The 16,742-nt window shown below is 31.0% G+C and carries 20 protein-coding genes and 1 riboswitch; of the genes, 4 read left to right on the forward strand and 16 right to left on the reverse strand.

What is annotated here, in order from left to right:
- Nucleotides 1–14 precede the first annotated feature (14 nt).
- Nucleotides 15–1,085 (reverse strand): D-alanine--D-alanine ligase, encoded by a 1,071-nt coding sequence (locus tag BDW25_RS09040; RefSeq protein WP_064207238.1) that lies wholly within the window; start codon nt 1,083–1,085, stop codon nt 15–17.
- Between the two features lie 373 nt (nt 1,086–1,458).
- Here BDW25_RS09040 and BDW25_RS09045 point away from each other — a divergent pair, with 373 nt between their 5' ends.
- Complete coding sequence (locus BDW25_RS09045) at nt 1,459–2,643, forward strand: FtsW/RodA/SpoVE family cell cycle protein (RefSeq protein WP_002448689.1); 1,185 nt, start codon at nt 1,459–1,461, stop codon at nt 2,641–2,643.
- Nucleotides 2,644–2,803: 160 nt separating this feature from the next.
- Here BDW25_RS09045 and BDW25_RS09050 read toward each other — a convergent pair whose 3' ends face one another.
- The 3 genes from BDW25_RS09050 to csoR all read right to left on the reverse strand — a co-directional run bounded on the left by BDW25_RS09050 (nt 2,804) and on the right by csoR (nt 3,572).
- Nucleotides 2,804–2,941, reverse strand: a complete 138-nt coding sequence (locus tag BDW25_RS09050; RefSeq protein WP_002437525.1) for an Lmo0850 family protein — start codon at nt 2,939–2,941, stop codon at nt 2,804–2,806.
- A 112-nt stretch (nt 2,942–3,053) separates the two neighbouring features.
- Nucleotides 3,054–3,263: a putative copper chaperone CsoZ gene (gene csoZ, locus BDW25_RS09055; RefSeq protein ID WP_002448674.1), complete on the reverse strand. Its 210-nt coding sequence runs from the start codon at nt 3,261–3,263 to the stop codon at nt 3,054–3,056.
- Between the two features lie 15 nt (nt 3,264–3,278).
- On the reverse strand, nt 3,279–3,572 hold the full coding sequence (gene csoR, locus BDW25_RS09060) for a copper-sensing transcriptional repressor CsoR (protein WP_002437530.1): 294 nt from the start codon (nt 3,570–3,572) through the stop codon (nt 3,279–3,281).
- A 165-nt stretch (nt 3,573–3,737) separates the two neighbouring features.
- Here csoR and cls point away from each other — a divergent pair, with 165 nt between their 5' ends.
- The gene (gene cls, locus BDW25_RS09065; protein WP_002448646.1) at nt 3,738–5,222 is read left to right on the forward strand and encodes a cardiolipin synthase; all 1,485 of its coding nucleotides are present in this window, start codon (nt 3,738–3,740) and stop codon (nt 5,220–5,222) included.
- A 34-nt stretch (nt 5,223–5,256) separates the two neighbouring features.
- Nucleotides 5,257–5,904 (forward strand): HD domain-containing protein, encoded by a 648-nt coding sequence (locus BDW25_RS09070; protein WP_002448635.1) that lies wholly within the window; start codon nt 5,257–5,259, stop codon nt 5,902–5,904.
- 56 nt (nt 5,905–5,960) lie between these two features.
- On the opposite strand, the gene yidC is transcribed toward BDW25_RS09070, so the two are convergent.
- The 7 genes from yidC to BDW25_RS09105 all read right to left on the reverse strand — a co-directional run bounded on the left by yidC (nt 5,961) and on the right by BDW25_RS09105 (nt 11,827).
- On the reverse strand, nt 5,961–6,830 hold the full coding sequence (yidC, locus tag BDW25_RS09075; RefSeq protein WP_002455066.1) for a membrane protein insertase YidC: 870 nt from the start codon (nt 6,828–6,830) through the stop codon (nt 5,961–5,963).
- A gap of 88 nt (nt 6,831–6,918) precedes the next feature.
- On the reverse strand, nt 6,919–7,557 hold the full coding sequence (gene thiE, locus BDW25_RS09080) for a thiamine phosphate synthase (RefSeq protein WP_002448695.1): 639 nt from the start codon (nt 7,555–7,557) through the stop codon (nt 6,919–6,921).
- A gap of 2 nt (nt 7,558–7,559) precedes the next feature.
- Complete coding sequence (gene thiM, locus BDW25_RS09085) at nt 7,560–8,348, reverse strand: hydroxyethylthiazole kinase (RefSeq protein ID WP_002448660.1); 789 nt, start codon at nt 8,346–8,348, stop codon at nt 7,560–7,562.
- Nucleotides 8,341–9,162 carry a bifunctional hydroxymethylpyrimidine kinase/phosphomethylpyrimidine kinase gene (thiD, locus tag BDW25_RS09090; protein WP_002455065.1) on the reverse strand — a complete coding sequence of 274 codons (822 nt, stop codon included), beginning with the start codon at nt 9,160–9,162 and terminating at the stop codon, nt 8,341–8,343. Before thiD ends, thiM begins: the two co-directional genes overlap by 8 nt.
- Nucleotides 9,155–9,844 (reverse strand): thiaminase II, encoded by a 690-nt coding sequence (tenA, locus tag BDW25_RS09095; protein ID WP_002488134.1) that lies wholly within the window; start codon nt 9,842–9,844, stop codon nt 9,155–9,157. The genes thiD and tenA overlap by 8 nt, the downstream gene beginning before the upstream one ends.
- Nucleotides 9,845–9,920: 76 nt before the next feature.
- A riboswitch (TPP riboswitch) is annotated at nt 9,921–10,023 on the reverse strand.
- 212 nt (nt 10,024–10,235) lie between these two features.
- On the reverse strand, nt 10,236–11,027 hold the full coding sequence (locus tag BDW25_RS09100; RefSeq protein ID WP_064207236.1) for a transglycosylase family protein: 792 nt from the start codon (nt 11,025–11,027) through the stop codon (nt 10,236–10,238).
- A gap of 404 nt (nt 11,028–11,431) precedes the next feature.
- Nucleotides 11,432–11,827, reverse strand: coding sequence for a single-stranded DNA-binding protein (locus BDW25_RS09105; RefSeq protein WP_002448700.1), 396 nt, complete (start codon nt 11,825–11,827; stop codon nt 11,432–11,434).
- 193 nt (nt 11,828–12,020) lie between these two features.
- Between BDW25_RS09105 and BDW25_RS09110 the strand changes: the two genes are divergently transcribed.
- Complete coding sequence (locus tag BDW25_RS09110; protein ID WP_002448687.1) at nt 12,021–12,461, forward strand: YwpF-like family protein; 441 nt, start codon at nt 12,021–12,023, stop codon at nt 12,459–12,461.
- Nucleotides 12,462–12,510: 49 nt separating this feature from the next.
- Here the strand turns inward: BDW25_RS09110 and fabZ are convergent, their stop codons facing one another.
- The 5 genes from fabZ to atpD form a co-directional block, all read right to left on the reverse strand.
- Nucleotides 12,511–12,948, reverse strand: a complete 438-nt coding sequence (gene fabZ, locus BDW25_RS09115) for a 3-hydroxyacyl-ACP dehydratase FabZ (protein ID WP_002448673.1) — start codon at nt 12,946–12,948, stop codon at nt 12,511–12,513.
- A gap of 27 nt (nt 12,949–12,975) precedes the next feature.
- Nucleotides 12,976–14,241: a UDP-N-acetylglucosamine 1-carboxyvinyltransferase gene (gene murA, locus BDW25_RS09120; RefSeq protein ID WP_002448704.1), complete on the reverse strand. Its 1,266-nt coding sequence runs from the start codon at nt 14,239–14,241 to the stop codon at nt 12,976–12,978.
- Between the two features lie 106 nt (nt 14,242–14,347).
- Complete coding sequence (locus tag BDW25_RS09125; RefSeq protein ID WP_002448711.1) at nt 14,348–14,578, reverse strand: DUF1146 family protein; 231 nt, start codon at nt 14,576–14,578, stop codon at nt 14,348–14,350.
- 308 nt (nt 14,579–14,886) lie between these two features.
- A complete protein-coding gene (locus tag BDW25_RS09130) occupies nt 14,887–15,288 on the reverse strand; it encodes a F0F1 ATP synthase subunit epsilon (RefSeq protein WP_002448708.1) in 402 nt (133 codons plus the stop codon).
- 21 nt (nt 15,289–15,309) lie between these two features.
- Nucleotides 15,310–16,722: a F0F1 ATP synthase subunit beta gene (atpD, locus tag BDW25_RS09135; protein ID WP_002448706.1), complete on the reverse strand. Its 1,413-nt coding sequence runs from the start codon at nt 16,720–16,722 to the stop codon at nt 15,310–15,312.
- Between the last annotated feature and the right edge of the window lie 20 nt (nt 16,723–16,742).

A 16,742-nucleotide genomic window follows, 5' to 3' on the forward strand; every position in this document is an offset into this window, starting at 1 on the left:
CTTAGGCTCCTCGCTTAATCGATAGTATATTTATTTTTCTTTTTTTCTTCGTAACGTTCTTTAGCTAAATCAATTAATTTAGTGATTAAATCAGAGTATGATAATCCCATATTTTCCCATAAATTTGGATACATGCTAAATGCTGTAAAACCAGGCATCGCATTTGTTTCATTAATGTAGATTTGATTATCTTCTGTCACAAAGAAATCAGCACGTACTAATCCAGAACAATCTGTAGCTTTAAATGCTTCTAATGCCATATTACGTAGCGTCATTTGAACCTCTTCATCTAATTCTGCTGGAATTTGTAAACTGATTTTACCATCTTTATATTTTGACTTATAGTCATAAAACTGAACATCTTTAATTACTTCTCCAGGCCATGTTGTTTCAGGATAGTCATTACCTAAAACTGCAACTTCTACTTCACGTGCAATAACACCTTGTTCAATCACTAACTTACGATCAAATTGAAATGCTTCTTCAATCCCTTTTTTAAGTTCATCTTCATTATTACATTTACTAATACCCACACTAGAGCCAAGGTTAGCAGGTTTTACAAATACTGGGTATGTTAATTTATCATTAACGAGTTTAATAATATTACCTTCATATTTTTCATATTCACTTCTTAAAAAACTAATATAAGGTAGTTGAGGTAAACCGCGATGTTCAAACAATTGTTTCATTACTAATTTATCCATCGAACTGGATGCAGCTAATACACCATTTCCTACATATGGCAAATCTAGCACTTCAAATAAACCTTGAATGGTACCATCTTCACCATTTGGTCCATGTAATAATGGGAAAATAGCATCATATTTATTTCCTTCCCCATTTTCTTTTAAAAGTAATGTAATTTCTCCAGGACTTATATCTTCTAAATGTAATTCTTCAATAGTTTTAATGTTTTTTGTAATATTTTCTTTTTTCTTCCATTGACCATCATTTGTAATATATATAATATCTACAAGATACTTGTCTTTATTAATCGCATTTAATACATTTTGTGCCGTTAAAATTGATACATCATGCTCAGCACTTTTACCACCATATACGATACAAATATTTTCTTTTACCATGCTTTATATCCTCCATCGAGAAAAATAATGACAAAAGCCATTTATAAATTGAAGTTTAATTACGCTTTTGTTTCTCTCATCATAATTATAATACTATAATGTATTAAGTTTAAATTGTTAATTATACGTTTCATTAACGATATGTAATTTAAATTATTCTTTCTAAAAGTTCATATTATCACAGTATCAGTATTTTTTGCATTTACCAATAAATAAATATATAAATTTCTTAAAGAATAGTCCACTCATGTTAATGGTTATTTTTTAGATTAAACCGCTTCGACTTTATATCATCTTCTATATTTTGTAGCATAATCATATAAAGTCATGTAAAATCTATATATACTATCCCATAGAATTTAAGGAGTTTTTTATGAAATTTTCATCCCGTCAACAGCCTACAACACATTGGCTTCGAAAAATTGACTGGATACTTATAGCATTAATAATGATTTTAGCCATCATTAGTGTGACTACAATCAGTTCTGCTATGGGTGGCGGCCAATATAGTGCCAATTTTGGTATTCGTCAAATTATCTATTATATTTTAGGAGCAATACTAGCACTTATTGTGATGATTTTTTCTCCCAAAAAAATAAAAAATAATACATATATATGGTATATCTTCTTTTGTATCTTACTACTAGGTTTATTAATCATTCCTGAAACACCTATTACGCCTATTATTAATGGCGCTAAAAGTTGGTATGCTTTTGGTCCAATTAGTATTCAACCTTCAGAATTTATGAAGATTATTTTGATACTTGCCTTGGCTAAAATCGTTTCTAATCATAATCGATTTACATTTAATAAATCTTTTCGTACTGATTTAATCTTATTTTTTAAAATTATTGGCATATCTCTAGTACCTATGATATTAATTTTACTTCAAAATGATTTAGGAACTACATTGGTTCTATGTGCCATTATTGTTGGAATCATGCTAGTGAGTAGTATTACATGGCGTATTCTTGCCCCTATCTTTATTACTGTAGCAATATTAGGAAGTAGTATTATTTTAGCCATTATATATAAACCCTCTCTGATTGAGAAAACGTTACATATCAAAATGTATCAAATGGGTCGAATCAATTCATGGTTGAATCCTTATGCTTATAGTAATGGAGATGGCTACCATTTAACAGAATCGTTAAAAGCTATAGGATCCGGTCAATTATTTGGTAAAGGTTATAATCACGGAGAAGTATACATTCCAGAAAACCATACTGATTTTATTTTTTCTGTCATTGGAGAAGAAATTGGATTTATTGGAGCAGTGATATTACTTCTTATATTCCTAGCTTTAATTTTCCATCTTATCCGTTTAGCTATAAAAACAACTTCATCATTTAATAAGGTATTTTTAATTGGTTATATTTCTTTACTCGTCTTCCATATTTTGCAAAATATCGGTATGACGATTCAACTCTTACCTATTACAGGTATACCACTACCATTTATTAGTTATGGTGGTAGCGCATTATGGAGTTTAATGCTAGGTATTGGTGTTATACTTTCTATTTATTACCATCAAAAGCCAGCGTCAAAAGATGCTTAATAATAAATATATTTTAATTCAGTTAATAACATGAAAATAGTATGAATGAGAATGAAACAAAACTCATTTTGACTTTATCGTTCCACTTCAGCAATGTATCTCCAACACATAAAAAAGTCTGAGACAACTAATAATGTCTCAGACTTTTTTCAATCACATATTATTTAAGTTCTTGAGTAACGGTTTTTGTGGTAGGCAAAGTATTAATAATGTCGAAACGAGATTTTGTTTTTTTGATATTGACGCCTAAAGATGATAATAATTTGACTACATTTTGTAACTTATCTGATTTGTTCATGGTATCTCACCTCGTTTTTTGACCTTCAATGATATACTACCCTAATTAGTCAGGCTTTACTACTATATTTGAAAATTATTTTAAATTATTTAAGTTACACTAAAGCTTTTTATTATGAAAGTACTTTAAATCCAGCGTCATAAATTTCTTTTTCAATACTATTTAAATTAGTAGGTGTTTCATATTCAACATTAATCTTATTTCTTTCTATATCGATTGATACCGTATGTACTCCAATCATATTTAACAAACGTTCATTTAACATTTGTGCTTGTTCTTCTGTTTCAATGTTATCTATAAATACAATATTACTGTTTAACATATTACAATCTCCTAACTAATCTTTCACTAGTTTTTGAAATGTCACTAGTAGTTCTTCCATTGCTTCTTCTTCAGTACCTTGATTTATTTTTTCCATAATACAACTTTTCATGTGATGTTCTAGTAACTTAGTAGCAACACTATTAAGTGCTGAACGTGTTGCTCTTATCTGAGTTAATACATCATCACAGTAGACGTCTTCATCAATCATTCGATTAATTGCTTTCACTTGTCCTTCTATTCGATTTAATCGAGATTTTAAATTTAATTTAACTTGCTCAGAATGATGGGCATGATTTTGATTTTCCAACTAATTCATCCTTTCATAGCTTCTATATCATCGTATAATTTCCTCTTTATTACGTCAATTATACATTTTTATTTTAAAAATTAATCATACCATTTATTATAGTGCATGGTACAATATTTGTTAGTACATTAATTTTAAACGATTTAGGAGGTTCAATTAATTAATATGGTAGAGATCGTGCAATTATCTTTCTCACACTCTTCTTTAATTATTAACATCATATTAATCACTGCCTTTATATTAAACTTGATTTTCGCATTTATCATTATCTTCATGGAACGTCGTAGTGCAGGTTCCATTTGGGCGTGGCTTTTAGTTCTTGTATTTCTACCGATAGTAGGATTTATTTTATATCTATTATTAGGGCGTCAAATACAACGCAAACATATTTTCAAATTAAAAAAAGAAGATCGTAAAGGTTTAGCTATGATAGTTGATGAGCAATTAAATGCACTTGAAAAAGATGATTTTTCTAAAGGTAATCATCAAATTGTTAAGTTTAAAGAAATGGTGCACATGTTACTCTATAATAATGCTGCATTCTTAACTACTGATAACAGTATAAAAATCTTTACAGATGGTCATGCTAAATTTGACGCATTAATTGAAGATATTCAGAATGCTAAAGATTATATACATATTCAATACTATATTTTCAAAAGTGATGATCTTGGACGTCGTATTTTAAAGGCACTCGAAGACAGACTTGAAGATGGTATAGAAGTTAAAATGTTATATGATGATATGGGCTCAAGAACATTACGCAAGAAAGATTTGAAACAGTTTAAAGACAAAGGTGGACACGCAGAAGCCTTCTTCCCTTCCAAATTGCCCTTAATCAATTTAAGAATGAATAACCGTAATCATAGAAAAATTGTAATTATAGATGGCAAGATTGGTTATGTTGGGGGGTTTAATGTTGGTGATGAATACCTTGGTAAAGATAAAAAATTTGGTTATTGGAGAGATACTCATTTAAGACTTGAAGGTGACTCTGTTAATGCATTAGAATTAAGATTCATCTTAGATTGGAATTCACAATCAACACGTGACAATATCAGATATGAAGATAGATATTTTCCTGATGTAGATTCAGGCGGCGAGATTGGTGTTCAAATCGCTTCAAGTGGTCCTGATGAAGACTGGGAACAAATTAAATATGGCTATTTAAAGATGATTATGTCAGCAAAACATTCTATTTATATTCAATCACCTTATTTTATTCCTGATCAAGCTTTTATTGATGCCATAAAAATTGCCGCTTTAGGTGGTGTTGAAGTTAATTTAATGATTCCATGTAAACCCGATCATCCTTTTGTTTATTGGGCTACATTAAAAAATGCCGCTTCTTTATTAGACGCAGGTGTTAAAATTTATCAATATAATAATGGATTTCTACATTCAAAAACACTTATTGTCGATGATGAAATTGCTACTGTAGGTACAGCAAATATGGATAATCGTAGTTTTTCATTAAATTTCGAAGTGAATGCGTTCATTTATGACGAAGATATTTCTCTTCAACTTAAAAAAGCATTTATTAAAGATATGAAAGTCTCATATGAGTTGACTAAAGAATTATATAATCAACGTAGTACTTGGATTAAGTTTAAAGAAGGCATATCTCAATTATTATCACCTATTCTTTAAACTCATTCAATACATGTTTTTAAAGGAGTAGTTTATGAATCAAGCAGAACAAATATTATTAGCTAAAGAATATATGTACCAATTTCATAAAAATGATTACTCTGGACATGATATTGCACATATTGAACGTGTCACATTATTAGCTAAATATATTGCCAAACAAGAACATCAAGGCGATTTTCTTACAATAGTATTGTCAGCTTTATTGCATGACGTCATAGATGATAAATTGACTGATAAACACCATGCTTTAAGCGAATTACATCAATTTTTTAAAAAAATAGAATTGGATGATACTGTTCAAAAGAATATTATTTTTATTATCAAACATTTGAGTTATCGAAATGGTAGAAATAACGATGTTACACTTCCAATCGAAGGACAAATCGTTAGAGATGCTGACCGCTTAGATGCTATTGGTGCTATAGGTATCGCAAGAACGTTTCAATTTTCTGGACATTTCAATGAGCCGATGTGGACAGAATCTCCCTATCATTCAATTCCTTCAGAAAAAGATATGGTTGATTTACCTCCTTCTGCTATTAGACACTTCTATGATAAGTTATTAAAATTAAAAAAATTAATGCATACACAAACAGGATTTCAACTAGCTGAAGAACGTCATCAATTTATGAAACTATTTTTATCTCAATTTTATAGCGAGTGGCACTTAGAAGAATAAAAAAAGTAGGAAAAGATCATCTATCTTTTCCTACTTTTTATCGTATTATGCTTATATTATTTTTTCTTCTTATTATTTTTAGAAACAACTTGCGTATTTTTACCTTTTTTATTTGAATTATTTTCTTTATGTGCCTCAACCATAGGTCCAATTTCTTGTTTTGCAACTTTTTCATAATGTTTATTTGCAAAGAATGTTTGAATAATTAAGAATGCCGCACTGACAGACCAATATAAACCTAGTGCTGAAGCTGAACTTAATGAAATCCAAATAATCATAATAGGTGAAACAATCATCATCATATAAGTCATTTGACGTTGTTCTTCAGGCATTTGTTTACTTGACACCCATGCTTGAATAAAGTATAACACACCGGCAATAATAGTAATCCAAATATCAGGATGTACTAAATTAAACCATAAGAAATGTGGATGTTCTGTAATACCGCCACCAATACGATAACGCAATACGAAATATAATCCCATAACAATAGGCATTTGAATTAAAACAGGTAAGCAGCCTAAAGCACTCTTCATAGGATTGATATCATATTTCTTATAAACTTCCATCATTTCCTGATTAGCAGCCATTTTTTCTTCTTGAGTACGTGCTCGCTTAACTTTTTCTTGTACACCTTCTACTTCAGGTTTAGCAATTTTCATTTTTTCACGCATCATATGGCTATTTTTATAGTTTGATAGCATGAAAGGCAATAAGATAATACGAATAACTAATACTAAAACGATGATTGCAATACCATAATCATCATGAAAAACAGAATGGCCTAACCAATGTAGAATTTTAGCCATTGGTTCAACGAATGTATTGTAGAAAAATCCATTTCTATTACTAGATTTGGAATAGTCACATCCAGCTAAAAAGACCATTACCCCTAATAACAAAGGTAGTAGCGCTTTCTTCTTCATTTTTACACCTCTATTGATATATTCACGTAGAAATAATTTTATCATAGATAGGGTGTACTAGAAAACAAAAACTGAAAAAAAGAGATATTTATTTGAAATAGTGCTTTAATTTATTAACAGTCTTGTCAATATTTTGACTATGTGTAATGACTGAAATAACTGACACACCATCAGCGCCTTCTTTAGCTATAAGTTCACAATTGTCTTCAGTAATACCACCTATAGCAACCATAGGTAAGCTTGGATTAATATTTTTTAATGTTGCAATCATTTCAGGACCTACAGGGGCACTTGCATCAGATTTTGAAGATGTCTCATACATTGGACCTACACCTATATAATCTACGTGTTCTAAATCTGATTGTTGATATTCCTTTACGTTTCCTACACTTAACCCTATAATTTTATTTTTAAAACGATTAGCAAAAGAAGCAATTATTTCGTCATCTTGACCTACATGTATACCATCTGCATCAATTTTTTCAGCTAAATCCACATCATCATTAATTAGAAAAGGTACTTTATACTCATGACAAAGTGTTTTTAATTCCTTAGCTAATGCTTCTTTTTCATCCCCTACTAAAGCATTTGGCCCTTTTTCTCGAAATTGAAATAATGTAATTCCTGATTCTAATGCTGCTTTTAAAACATCTTTAATATTTTGATCACCGATGATGTCTTGTGTTCCACATATAAAATAGACTTGTAAGCTTTTTGAATCAAACATATTTAAACCTCTTTACGTTTTACAAATTGTTTATAAGTATCATAGTTAAGTTGATACATTTCATCAAGTAATTGAGATAAGAATGTTCCAGGTCCATTAACTTTTTCGCTTTTTTCAGCAATCTCTGCGGCGATATTATAATAACTTACTGATTCTTCTAATACTTGTAATGACGGATGTGTATTTCTAAATAAAAATCCAGCAACTAAACTGCCTAATAAACAACCCGCGCCTGTGATTTTTGCAAGTAATGGAGAACCATTTGATAATTTGACAATTTGATTATCTTGAATAATAACATCTTCTCTACCTGTAATAACAATTGCTGTTTGATATTTTTCATAAGCTTTTTTAGCAATTGTCACTACATCTAAGTCTGTTTCTCCATCAGTGCCTTTCATTGTAGTATTTGAATCTACTAAAGTAAGAATTTCAGATGCATTACCTTTAATTACAGAAACATTTATTTCAGAAAGAAAAGATTCACAAAATTGTTTACGATATGTTGATGCACCTACAGCAACTGGATCAAATACAATGGGTGTACCTTGTTGATTAGCAATTTTTCCAATTTCTAAAATATCTTTTTCATTTGCTTTAGTTAATGTTCCAATATTTATAAGCAGTGCCCCTGCTACTTTATAGAACTCTTCTGCTTCTTCTGGAGCTTCACTCATTGCTGGACTTGCACCAATACTCAAGAGTCCATTCGCAGTGAAGTTTTTAACCACATCATTGGTATAACAGACTACTAGTGGATTCTCTTGTCTTATCTTTTCTAAACTATTCATCGTCTAAACCTACTTTCTTCATATAAGCAAAATGGTTTACCGGGCCGCGTCCTTGACCGATTTCAGGTGTATGTTCAATACTTAATGAAATAAATTTTTTAGCTTTTTTTACAGCTTCATAAATTGTTTTACCTTTAGCTAGTTCGGCTGTGATCACAGCTGAAAATGTGCAACCTGTACCATGAGTATGTGGCGTATTAAATCGCTTCTCTTCAAAAGTATAGACATCATCTTTAGTAAATAAAAAGTCTTTAGCATTATTTAAATCAGCAGAATGACCGCCTTTAATTACTACACCTTTACTTCCTATTTCATTTATAAATATATGACCTGCTTTACGAATATTATCTTCAGTATCAATTTTCAAGCCAGTAATTTCTTCAGCTTCTGGAATGTTAGGAGTCACGACATCCGCTAATGGTAAGAGCGTTTTCTGAAGATGTTTTTTTGTTTCATCATCCATTAAGGAATCGCCACTTTTAGCTAGCATAACTGGATCGATAACATAGGGAATATCGCTATGATTTTTTAAATATGTTTGAATCAGTTCCATCGTTTCATGTGTAGCAATCATTCCAGTCTTAATTGCATGAGGTAATTCATCATCAAACACGCTATCTAATTGTTCTTTAACCCAACTAGTTTCTAGATTATGGATATGTTGAACTCCTTTAGTATTTTGAGCCACAATACTTGTAATAGCAGCCATTCCATATACGCCACAAGCATGGAATGATTTTAAATCTGCCATAACTCCTGCGCCACCAGAAGGGTCAGTACCAGCAATTGTTAACGCAATCTTAGGTTTATTCATGATTTGCTCCTCCAAAATCCCATTCTTCATCAATGTATGCCATATTAAAGAAATGACGTTCATGTACAGTACTTTGTAAAAATGCTTCTTTAATTTCTCTTTTTTCCTGTTCGGTACAATGTTCTGTAAGTTCATTTAACAAACGGTCAAATACTTCAATTAAAGGTGCCATTTCAGTGCTATAAAAATCAAACCACTTAGCAGTAAGTGCATCTCTATTAAGATTTGAATCTTCTAATCCCCATTTAGCAATCACTTCATATACGTAAGGACATGGTGCCATTGCAGCTATAGTGTATGCAGCATTTTCATGAGTATAAGCATGATAATACATATGTTTAATGTAATGGTCTCCACTAGGTGGCCACACTTTTTCTTTTACAATTTCTTCATAAGGTTCGTTAATATAGTCCGCTAAAATTTCATGAGCTTCTACTTCGCCTTCTAACATAAATTCAATTTGCTCTACTAAGAATTTTACTTCTTTCATAGTAGGTGCTTTAGGAATAAGTAAAGCATATAGATTAGTAAATTCTTTTAAATAAGAAGCATCAGCACGTAAGTATTGGCGTACTGCTTGTTTTGATAATTTTCCCTTTAATAAATCTTGAATAAAACCATCATTATAAATCTCTTCAATAATTGGCTTTGACGCTTGCTTTAATTCATCTGAAAAACTCATTAACTATTCCTCCTTAAATAAAAAAACTACATTTCAACGTAGAAATGTAGTCAATATTCAAAAAAATAGAATGAATGAATATGTATTACTACTTTCCTACGTTGGCATTAACCAAATCAGGTTATAAGGGTCTGAATGCTTCATCTCAGCCATATTCCATGGCTCCCCTAGTAGTCTTTAGTTTAACTTAACCATAACAAAACCATTGTTATAATTCAAATAAAAAAGATATTCATTGAAATAAGTTTAATTCATACAACTAATATTATAAATATAATAAATAAAGAATAGTACAGAAATCTTTTTAAATTCAGTCATTACTATCAATATATATAAAAATGCCTAAGACAACTCATATTGTCTCAGGCACTAGTAAATTATTTATTAAGTTTTACGCTGTAACCCATTGAGATGGACCTGCAGTATTATAAAGTTTTACTGCCGCTGCATCTTGAACACTTTCAGGTGCTTGTGCTGGTGATACACCTTTATATTGTGCTGGTGCTACTGAATCCCAAGTAGATTGTAAGAATTGATATTTACCTGCTGCACCAGAAGAAGGGTTGATTGCATGAATATCTCCACCTGATTCGCGTTGAGCGATTTGTTGTAAATGACTATTTACATTTACAGATGAACCACTTGTTGATTGTTTAGGTTGATTTGTAGTTGCATTAGCAGGTGCTTGTTGTGTTTGAGTTGCTTGTTTAGTTTGTGTTGTTTTTGGTGCTTGTTGTGTTTGTGTTGTTTGTTTAGTTTGTGTTGTTTTTGGTGTTTGTTGTGTTTGAGCTTCATTTGCATAGTGTTGACTTACATTTGAAGTTGAAGCTGATTGATTTATATTTTTATAATTATTATTTTGGTAAGATACATTTTGTGCTGTTTGAGTTGAAGCTACATTTTGATTAGCACTATTTACAGTTGAACCGTTTGATGGATAATATTCCCATTTAAAATATGTTCCATCTGACCAAAAATGATAAGTTTTACCATTTAAATTAAATTGGTAATTATATGCTCCTTCTTGAATAGGATGTTGATTTAATGATTGATCGTTAGATTCCGCTAATTGAGCTAATTTTTCTTTATTAATTTGACTTTCACTTGCATCAGCATGACTTACGTTTCCTGCTACTAATCCTAAACCTACTGCTAATGAAGATGCAATAATTGTCTTTTTCATAATAGTATAATCCTCCTAAGTCATTTATTTTCTTAAATAATTTACAGATACTACTCTAACATCTTAAAAAGCTTAGCAGGTTACAGTGAAATAAAAAAGAATGTATTTATTTTACATTAAAATTACATAGGTTTATAGATAATTCTTCTTATATATATACTATAAAAACTTTAATGGCAGTATTTATTAGATATATAATAAAAGAATTAACTGTAATCATCTTGTAATATTTCAGAAAAATGAACTGTATTTTTTATCATTCAATGAATTAGTTGTATCTAATGTCTCATACATAGTTAAAGAGGTCGGAATATTTATACCGACCTCTTGAGTATATTTGAGTATAATTGAAAGACTTATTTTATATTAATTGGAAAGGTTTGGAGTATTAAAAATAGAGAGTTTTATTTTATATTCATTAATTCGAGATGATCAAATGGATAAGTGTCTGTATTTAGTGAGTTATCTGAGAGTTTTTCATTATTTAATTTAGGGGACATAAATTTAATTGTTTCAACATATAATTCTGTTACAAAGTGAGTTTGTTTTTCCTTTTCATATTTACGAGAACGCATTTGGCCAGTAATACCTACTAATGATCCTTGAGAAGTATATTTTTCAATGTTACTGGCCATCTTACCAAATGCTTTACACAATATATAGTCACACGCTATTTCATCATTTTCATCTTTATAATTACGTTCAGTAGCCACACTAAACGTTGCGATTTTCACCTCCTCATTATTATAAATTTTTGCATCTTTAGTCATACGACCAACGATTACTATCTTATTTAACATGTGTCACCTCCTTATATCGTTATATTAAATAGAATTGAATATAACGTCAAAAAGCTATTTTTTTAAATTTCTTCCCTTTTTAGTATTAATATCTGATATATTTAAGAAAAATATTAAGATATGACACTTCTTATTTAACAAAAAAACAATAATCATATAATTTAAAAATTTTTAAGAGTATGGGAGTAATGTTATGAAGACGTTTAAAGCAGTTCGATTCCAAATAGTAAGCGATGGTAACAGGATTTCAGAATTTGAACTTTATGATGGTGTGATTATAAATAAAGAAAGTAGTGGTACAGGTTGGCTTCTGGAAATTGTAATTTCAGATACACATTATGATATCATGCAAAAATATTATGAATCACAAACAATATTAGATATCAGAGTAGTGATTACTAGACCTTCTAACGATCCAGCATTGTTTGATGCAACAATAAAAAACATTTCTCTATTTGCAGGAAAAATGTCAATTATTTTCGAGTGTCATATTTATACACATCGACAAGTATACGCAGAAACTCTATTAGAACAACTTATTGATGAAGGATTATCAGGAGAAGAATTGAAAATCACATTCAACAGAATGATGCAATCTAAGCCGAAATTAAAAGAAGAAAAATTTAAAAAATAGAAATAGAGTAGTAACGAAATGATTTATTTCGCTACTACTCTATTTTAAATTATGCATCTTGAATAGCAAAAGTAAGTTCACAACTACAAGCAAGCTGTCCATCAACAGTAGCTTTTGCTGTACCTTTTCCAATAGGACCTTTAATTTTTGTAATTTCAACTTCTAACATTAAAGTATCACCAGGTGTCACTTGTTTTTTAAATCTACATTTATCAATACCAGCAAATAAAGCAATTTTACCTTTATTTTCTTCACTATTTAACATAGCTACTGCTCCAGTTTGTGCCAAAGCTTCCGTAATGAGAACACCAGGCATAACTGCATAATCAGGAAAATGCCCTTGGAAAAATGGTTCGTTTCCTGAAACTTGTTTTAAACCTACACAACGCTTTCCTTCTTCATATTCAACAATACGATCAATAAGTAAAAAAGGTTGTCTATGAGGGATGATTTTTTTTATTTCATTATAATCAAAAATGGTTTCCATAACTATTACCTCAAATCTATTTAAAAATTAGTCATTGACTCTTTTGATATCTGCACCAAGTGATTTTAACTTCTCATGGAAATTAACATAACCACGATCTAAGTGTTTAAGCTCTGTCACTTGAGTTGTGCCTTCTGCTACTAAACCAGCCAAAATAAGAGCTGCGGCAGCTCTTAAATCGGTAGCTTTTACTTGAGCACCTTGTAGTTGACTTTTACCTTCTATTTTAGCACTTCTACCTTCTACATTAATATTAGCATTCATTCTTCTAAATTCTGCAACATGCATAAATCTATTTTCAAATACTGTTTCAGTAACCACTTTATGACCTTCAGCTGTTAATAATAATGCCATCATTTGTGATTGCATGTCTGTAGGGAAACCTGGATGAGGCAGTGTTTTAATATCTACAGGTTGAAGTTCACCATTTGTAGTGACATGTACACCCTCCTCATTAAAATCGAGATTAACTCCCATTTCTTCTAACTTATAAATTAAACTTGTCATATGTTCTTTAACAGCACCTTTTACAAAAACATCTCCTCTTGTAATTGCTGCTGCGATAATAAATGTACCTGCTTCAATGCGATCAGGTATAATTGCATGTTTAACTCCTGTTAATTTCTCAACACCATGGATAGTAATGGTATCTGTACCAGCACCAATAACGTTACCACCCATTTCATTGATATAATTAGCTAGATCTACAATTTCAGGTTCTTTAGCTACATTTTCGATAACTGTTTTTCCTTGTGCTAAAGAAGCACCCATTATAATATTTTGAGTTGCACCTACACTTGGAAAATCTAGATGAATATTTGCACCTTTCAATCCCTCTTTAGTGCTTGCATATATATTTCCGTTTTCTAAATGAATTTCTGCCCCTAATGCTTCAAAACCTTTGATATGTTGTTCAATTGGACGAGCACCAATTGCACAGCCACCTGGTAATGCAACGATTGCATGACCTAGACGTGCTAATAAAGGTCCCATTACTAACACACTTGCTCTCATTTTACTCACATATTCATAAGGTGCTTCTTCATTTAGTGTAGCAGAAGCATCAACTGTAACTGATCCATTTTCTTTATCATAATCCACTTTAGCGTTTAAAGTAGATAAAACATTATTGATAGTAACCACATCACTTAAATCAGGCACATTGGTTAATTTGCTTTTTCCTTCAGACGCTAATAACGATGCTGTAAGGATAGGTAATACAGCATTTTTAGCTCCTTCTACTTGAACTTCACCAGTAAGGCGATTGCCTCCATTTATAATTATCTTATCCATATTAATCCTCCACATTAAACTCCTATTTCTTATAACATTTCCCATTTTGAATTACTTATTTAATTAGTATATCTACATTTTTAGTTAATTGATAGAAATTCATTTTTTAAAATAAATATTTAATTTGTGTAGAGTACTGTAATAAATCTACGATAAAGTTACTTACTGCAGTACCCATTAATATTGCTAAGAAAATCATACACACTTGCAGTCGTGTTGAATATCCTTTTTTAAAAAATTGATCTAATCTGAGAGAATGTAATGCCCAGTACGCAATACATATACATATTACATGTAAAAATAAATGTATTATTGCAAATTGTCCAACATATTCCATTCTTTTCTCTCCTTAAAGATTTCTGTAATATATTGTACATTAAAAAAGTTAATAATGATACATAAGAACGTTACAATATTTAATAAAAAGTAACTAAAATAAAAATTTAAAGTTATTATTATTCTAAGTTCTTTTATGTACAATAAAAAAAGAGTTTGAAACACTATTAAATGTCTCAAACTCTTTTAATATATTAAGAATAATTAACTAAATCAAAATATTTTAATACCTGTTACTTTTTCATTAACCATTCTCACTAAAGTGAGACAATATATTCATCATAAATATTATCCCACGTCATTTAATCATTATTTTAATTCAGCTACACGCAGACGGTTTTCCGCTCTAGCTAATGCGCGTTTAGCTCGGTTAATGTCACTGTTATCCTCTTCATCTAAATGAGACTGTGCTCTTTGACGAGCCAATTTAGCTCTTTCTACATCAATCTCACTAGCTGTTTCAGCTGTTTGAACAATGACAGATACTTTATGTTGTCTAATTTCAACAAAGCCACCACTAACAGCTATATACTCAGTACCATTCTTAAACTTAACTTTAATATGGCCTATCTTTAATGCGGCAACTGTCGGAATATGTCCACTCATGATACCTATTTCGCCCGCAGTAGTTTGAAATACAACGAGTTCAACATCATCTTTTTCGTAGACTGAACCATTAGGAGTGACAATATCAAGATTTACTGTGTTCATTATCTTTACCTCCTAATTAGTTTAAACTTCAACACCCATATCTTTAGCTTTAGCAATAACATCATCCATACTTCCAACTAAACGGAATGCATCCTCAGGAATATGATCGTATTTACCATTTAAGATATCTTTAAAGTTCGCTACAGTTGTTTTAACTGGAACATAAGAACCTTTTTGACCAGTAAATTGTTCAGCCACATGGAAGTTTTGTGATAAGAAGAATTGAATTCTACGCGCACGTTCTACTGTTAATTTATCTTCTTCAGATAATTCATCCATACCTAAAATTGCAATGATATCTTGTAATTCTCTGTATTTTTGTAATGTAGATTGAACTTCACGTGCAACTTCATAATGTTCTTGTCCAACAATAGATGGTTCTAAAGCTCTAGAAGTTGAAGCTAATGGGTCTACCGCAGGATAAATACCCATTTCAGTTAATTTACGTTCTAAGTTTGTTGTTGCATCTAAATGTGCGAACGCAGTTGCTGGTGCTGGGTCAGTATAGTCATCGGCAGGAACGAATACTGCTTGAATTGAAGTGACTGAACCTTTATTAGTAGATGTAATACGTTCTTGTAATTGACCCATTTCAGTTGCTAATGTAGGTTGATAACCTACAGCTGAAGGCATACGTCCTAATAATGCTGAAACTTCAGAACCAGCTTGAGTAAAGCGGAAAATATTGTCAATGAATAAAAGTACATCTTGACCTTGTTCATCACGGAAATATTCAGCCATTGTCAATGCTGATAAAGCAACACGCATACGCGCACCTGGCGGCTCATTCATTTGCCCAAATACCATGGCTGTTTTATTGATAACGCCACTATCGCTCATTTCATAGTATAAATCGTTACCTTCACGAGTACGTTCACCTACACCAGCGAATACAGAAATACCACCATGTTCTTGAGCGATATTATTGATTAATTCTTGAATTAATACAGTTTTACCTACGCCGGCACCACCGAATAAACCAATCTTACCACCTTTAATATAAGGTGCTAATAAGTCTACAACTTTAATACCTGTTTCAAGAATTTCTACTTCAGTAGATAATTCATCAAAATTAGGTTGACGACGATGAATTGGATCACGTCTAACAGAACTATCTATTTTTTCGTTTAAATCTATTGTTTCTCCTAAAACGTTAAACACACGTCCAAGTGTTTCTTCACCTACAGGAACACTAATATCTTTACCAGTATTCACAACTTGCATACCACGTTGAACACCATCAGTTGAATCCATTGCAATAGTACGAACAACATCATCACCTAGTTGCAATGCAACTTCTAATGTTAATTTAAATGTGCCATCATTTTTGGGTACTTCAATAATTAGGGCATTATTAATTTCAGGGACTTCATTATGTTCGAATCGAACATCAATTACAGGACCCATAACCTGAGTTACACGGCCATTACCCATGTTGTTTCCTCCTTTAAAAT

It is taken from the genome of Staphylococcus sp. AtDRG32 (genome assembly GCF_004365845.1).
Classification (GTDB): domain Bacteria; phylum Bacillota; class Bacilli; order Staphylococcales; family Staphylococcaceae; genus Staphylococcus; species Staphylococcus hominis.

Excerpts from the sequence above, each read along its gene's own strand:
- BDW25_RS09040 (WP_064207238.1), bottom strand. The coding sequence starts at position 1,085 with ATGGTAAAAGAAAATATTTGTATCGTATATGGTGGTAAAAGTGCTGAG.
- BDW25_RS09045 (WP_002448689.1), top strand. The coding sequence starts at position 1,459 with ATGAAATTTTCATCCCGTCAACAGCCTACAACACATTGGCTTCGAAAA.
- BDW25_RS09050 (WP_002437525.1), bottom strand. The coding sequence starts at position 2,941 with ATGAACAAATCAGATAAGTTACAAAATGTAGTCAAATTATTATCATCT.
- csoZ (WP_002448674.1), bottom strand. The coding sequence starts at position 3,263 with ATGTTAAACAGTAATATTGTATTTATAGATAACATTGAAACAGAAGAA.
- cls (WP_002448646.1), top strand. The coding sequence starts at position 3,738 with ATGGTAGAGATCGTGCAATTATCTTTCTCACACTCTTCTTTAATTATT.
- BDW25_RS09070 (WP_002448635.1), top strand. The coding sequence starts at position 5,257 with ATGAATCAAGCAGAACAAATATTATTAGCTAAAGAATATATGTACCAA.
- yidC (WP_002455066.1), bottom strand. The coding sequence starts at position 6,830 with ATGAAGAAGAAAGCGCTACTACCTTTGTTATTAGGGGTAATGGTCTTT.
- thiE (WP_002448695.1), bottom strand. The coding sequence starts at position 7,557 with ATGTTTGATTCAAAAAGCTTACAAGTCTATTTTATATGTGGAACACAA.
- thiM (WP_002448660.1), bottom strand. The coding sequence starts at position 8,348 with ATGAATAGTTTAGAAAAGATAAGACAAGAGAATCCACTAGTAGTCTGT.
- thiD (WP_002455065.1), bottom strand. The coding sequence starts at position 9,162 with ATGAATAAACCTAAGATTGCGTTAACAATTGCTGGTACTGACCCTTCT.
- tenA (WP_002488134.1), bottom strand. The coding sequence starts at position 9,844 with ATGAGTTTTTCAGATGAATTAAAGCAAGCGTCAAAGCCAATTATTGAA.
- BDW25_RS09100 (WP_064207236.1), bottom strand. The coding sequence starts at position 11,027 with ATGAAAAAGACAATTATTGCATCTTCATTAGCAGTAGGTTTAGGATTA.
- BDW25_RS09105 (WP_002448700.1), bottom strand. The coding sequence starts at position 11,827 with ATGTTAAATAAGATAGTAATCGTTGGTCGTATGACTAAAGATGCAAAA.
- BDW25_RS09110 (WP_002448687.1), top strand. The coding sequence starts at position 12,021 with ATGAAGACGTTTAAAGCAGTTCGATTCCAAATAGTAAGCGATGGTAAC.
- fabZ (WP_002448673.1), bottom strand. The coding sequence starts at position 12,948 with ATGGAAACCATTTTTGATTATAATGAAATAAAAAAAATCATCCCTCAT.
- murA (WP_002448704.1), bottom strand. The coding sequence starts at position 14,241 with ATGGATAAGATAATTATAAATGGAGGCAATCGCCTTACTGGTGAAGTT.
- BDW25_RS09125 (WP_002448711.1), bottom strand. The coding sequence starts at position 14,578 with ATGGAATATGTTGGACAATTTGCAATAATACATTTATTTTTACATGTA.
- BDW25_RS09130 (WP_002448708.1), bottom strand. The coding sequence starts at position 15,288 with ATGAACACAGTAAATCTTGATATTGTCACTCCTAATGGTTCAGTCTAC.
- atpD (WP_002448706.1), bottom strand. The coding sequence starts at position 16,722 with ATGGGTAATGGCCGTGTAACTCAGGTTATGGGTCCTGTAATTGATGTT.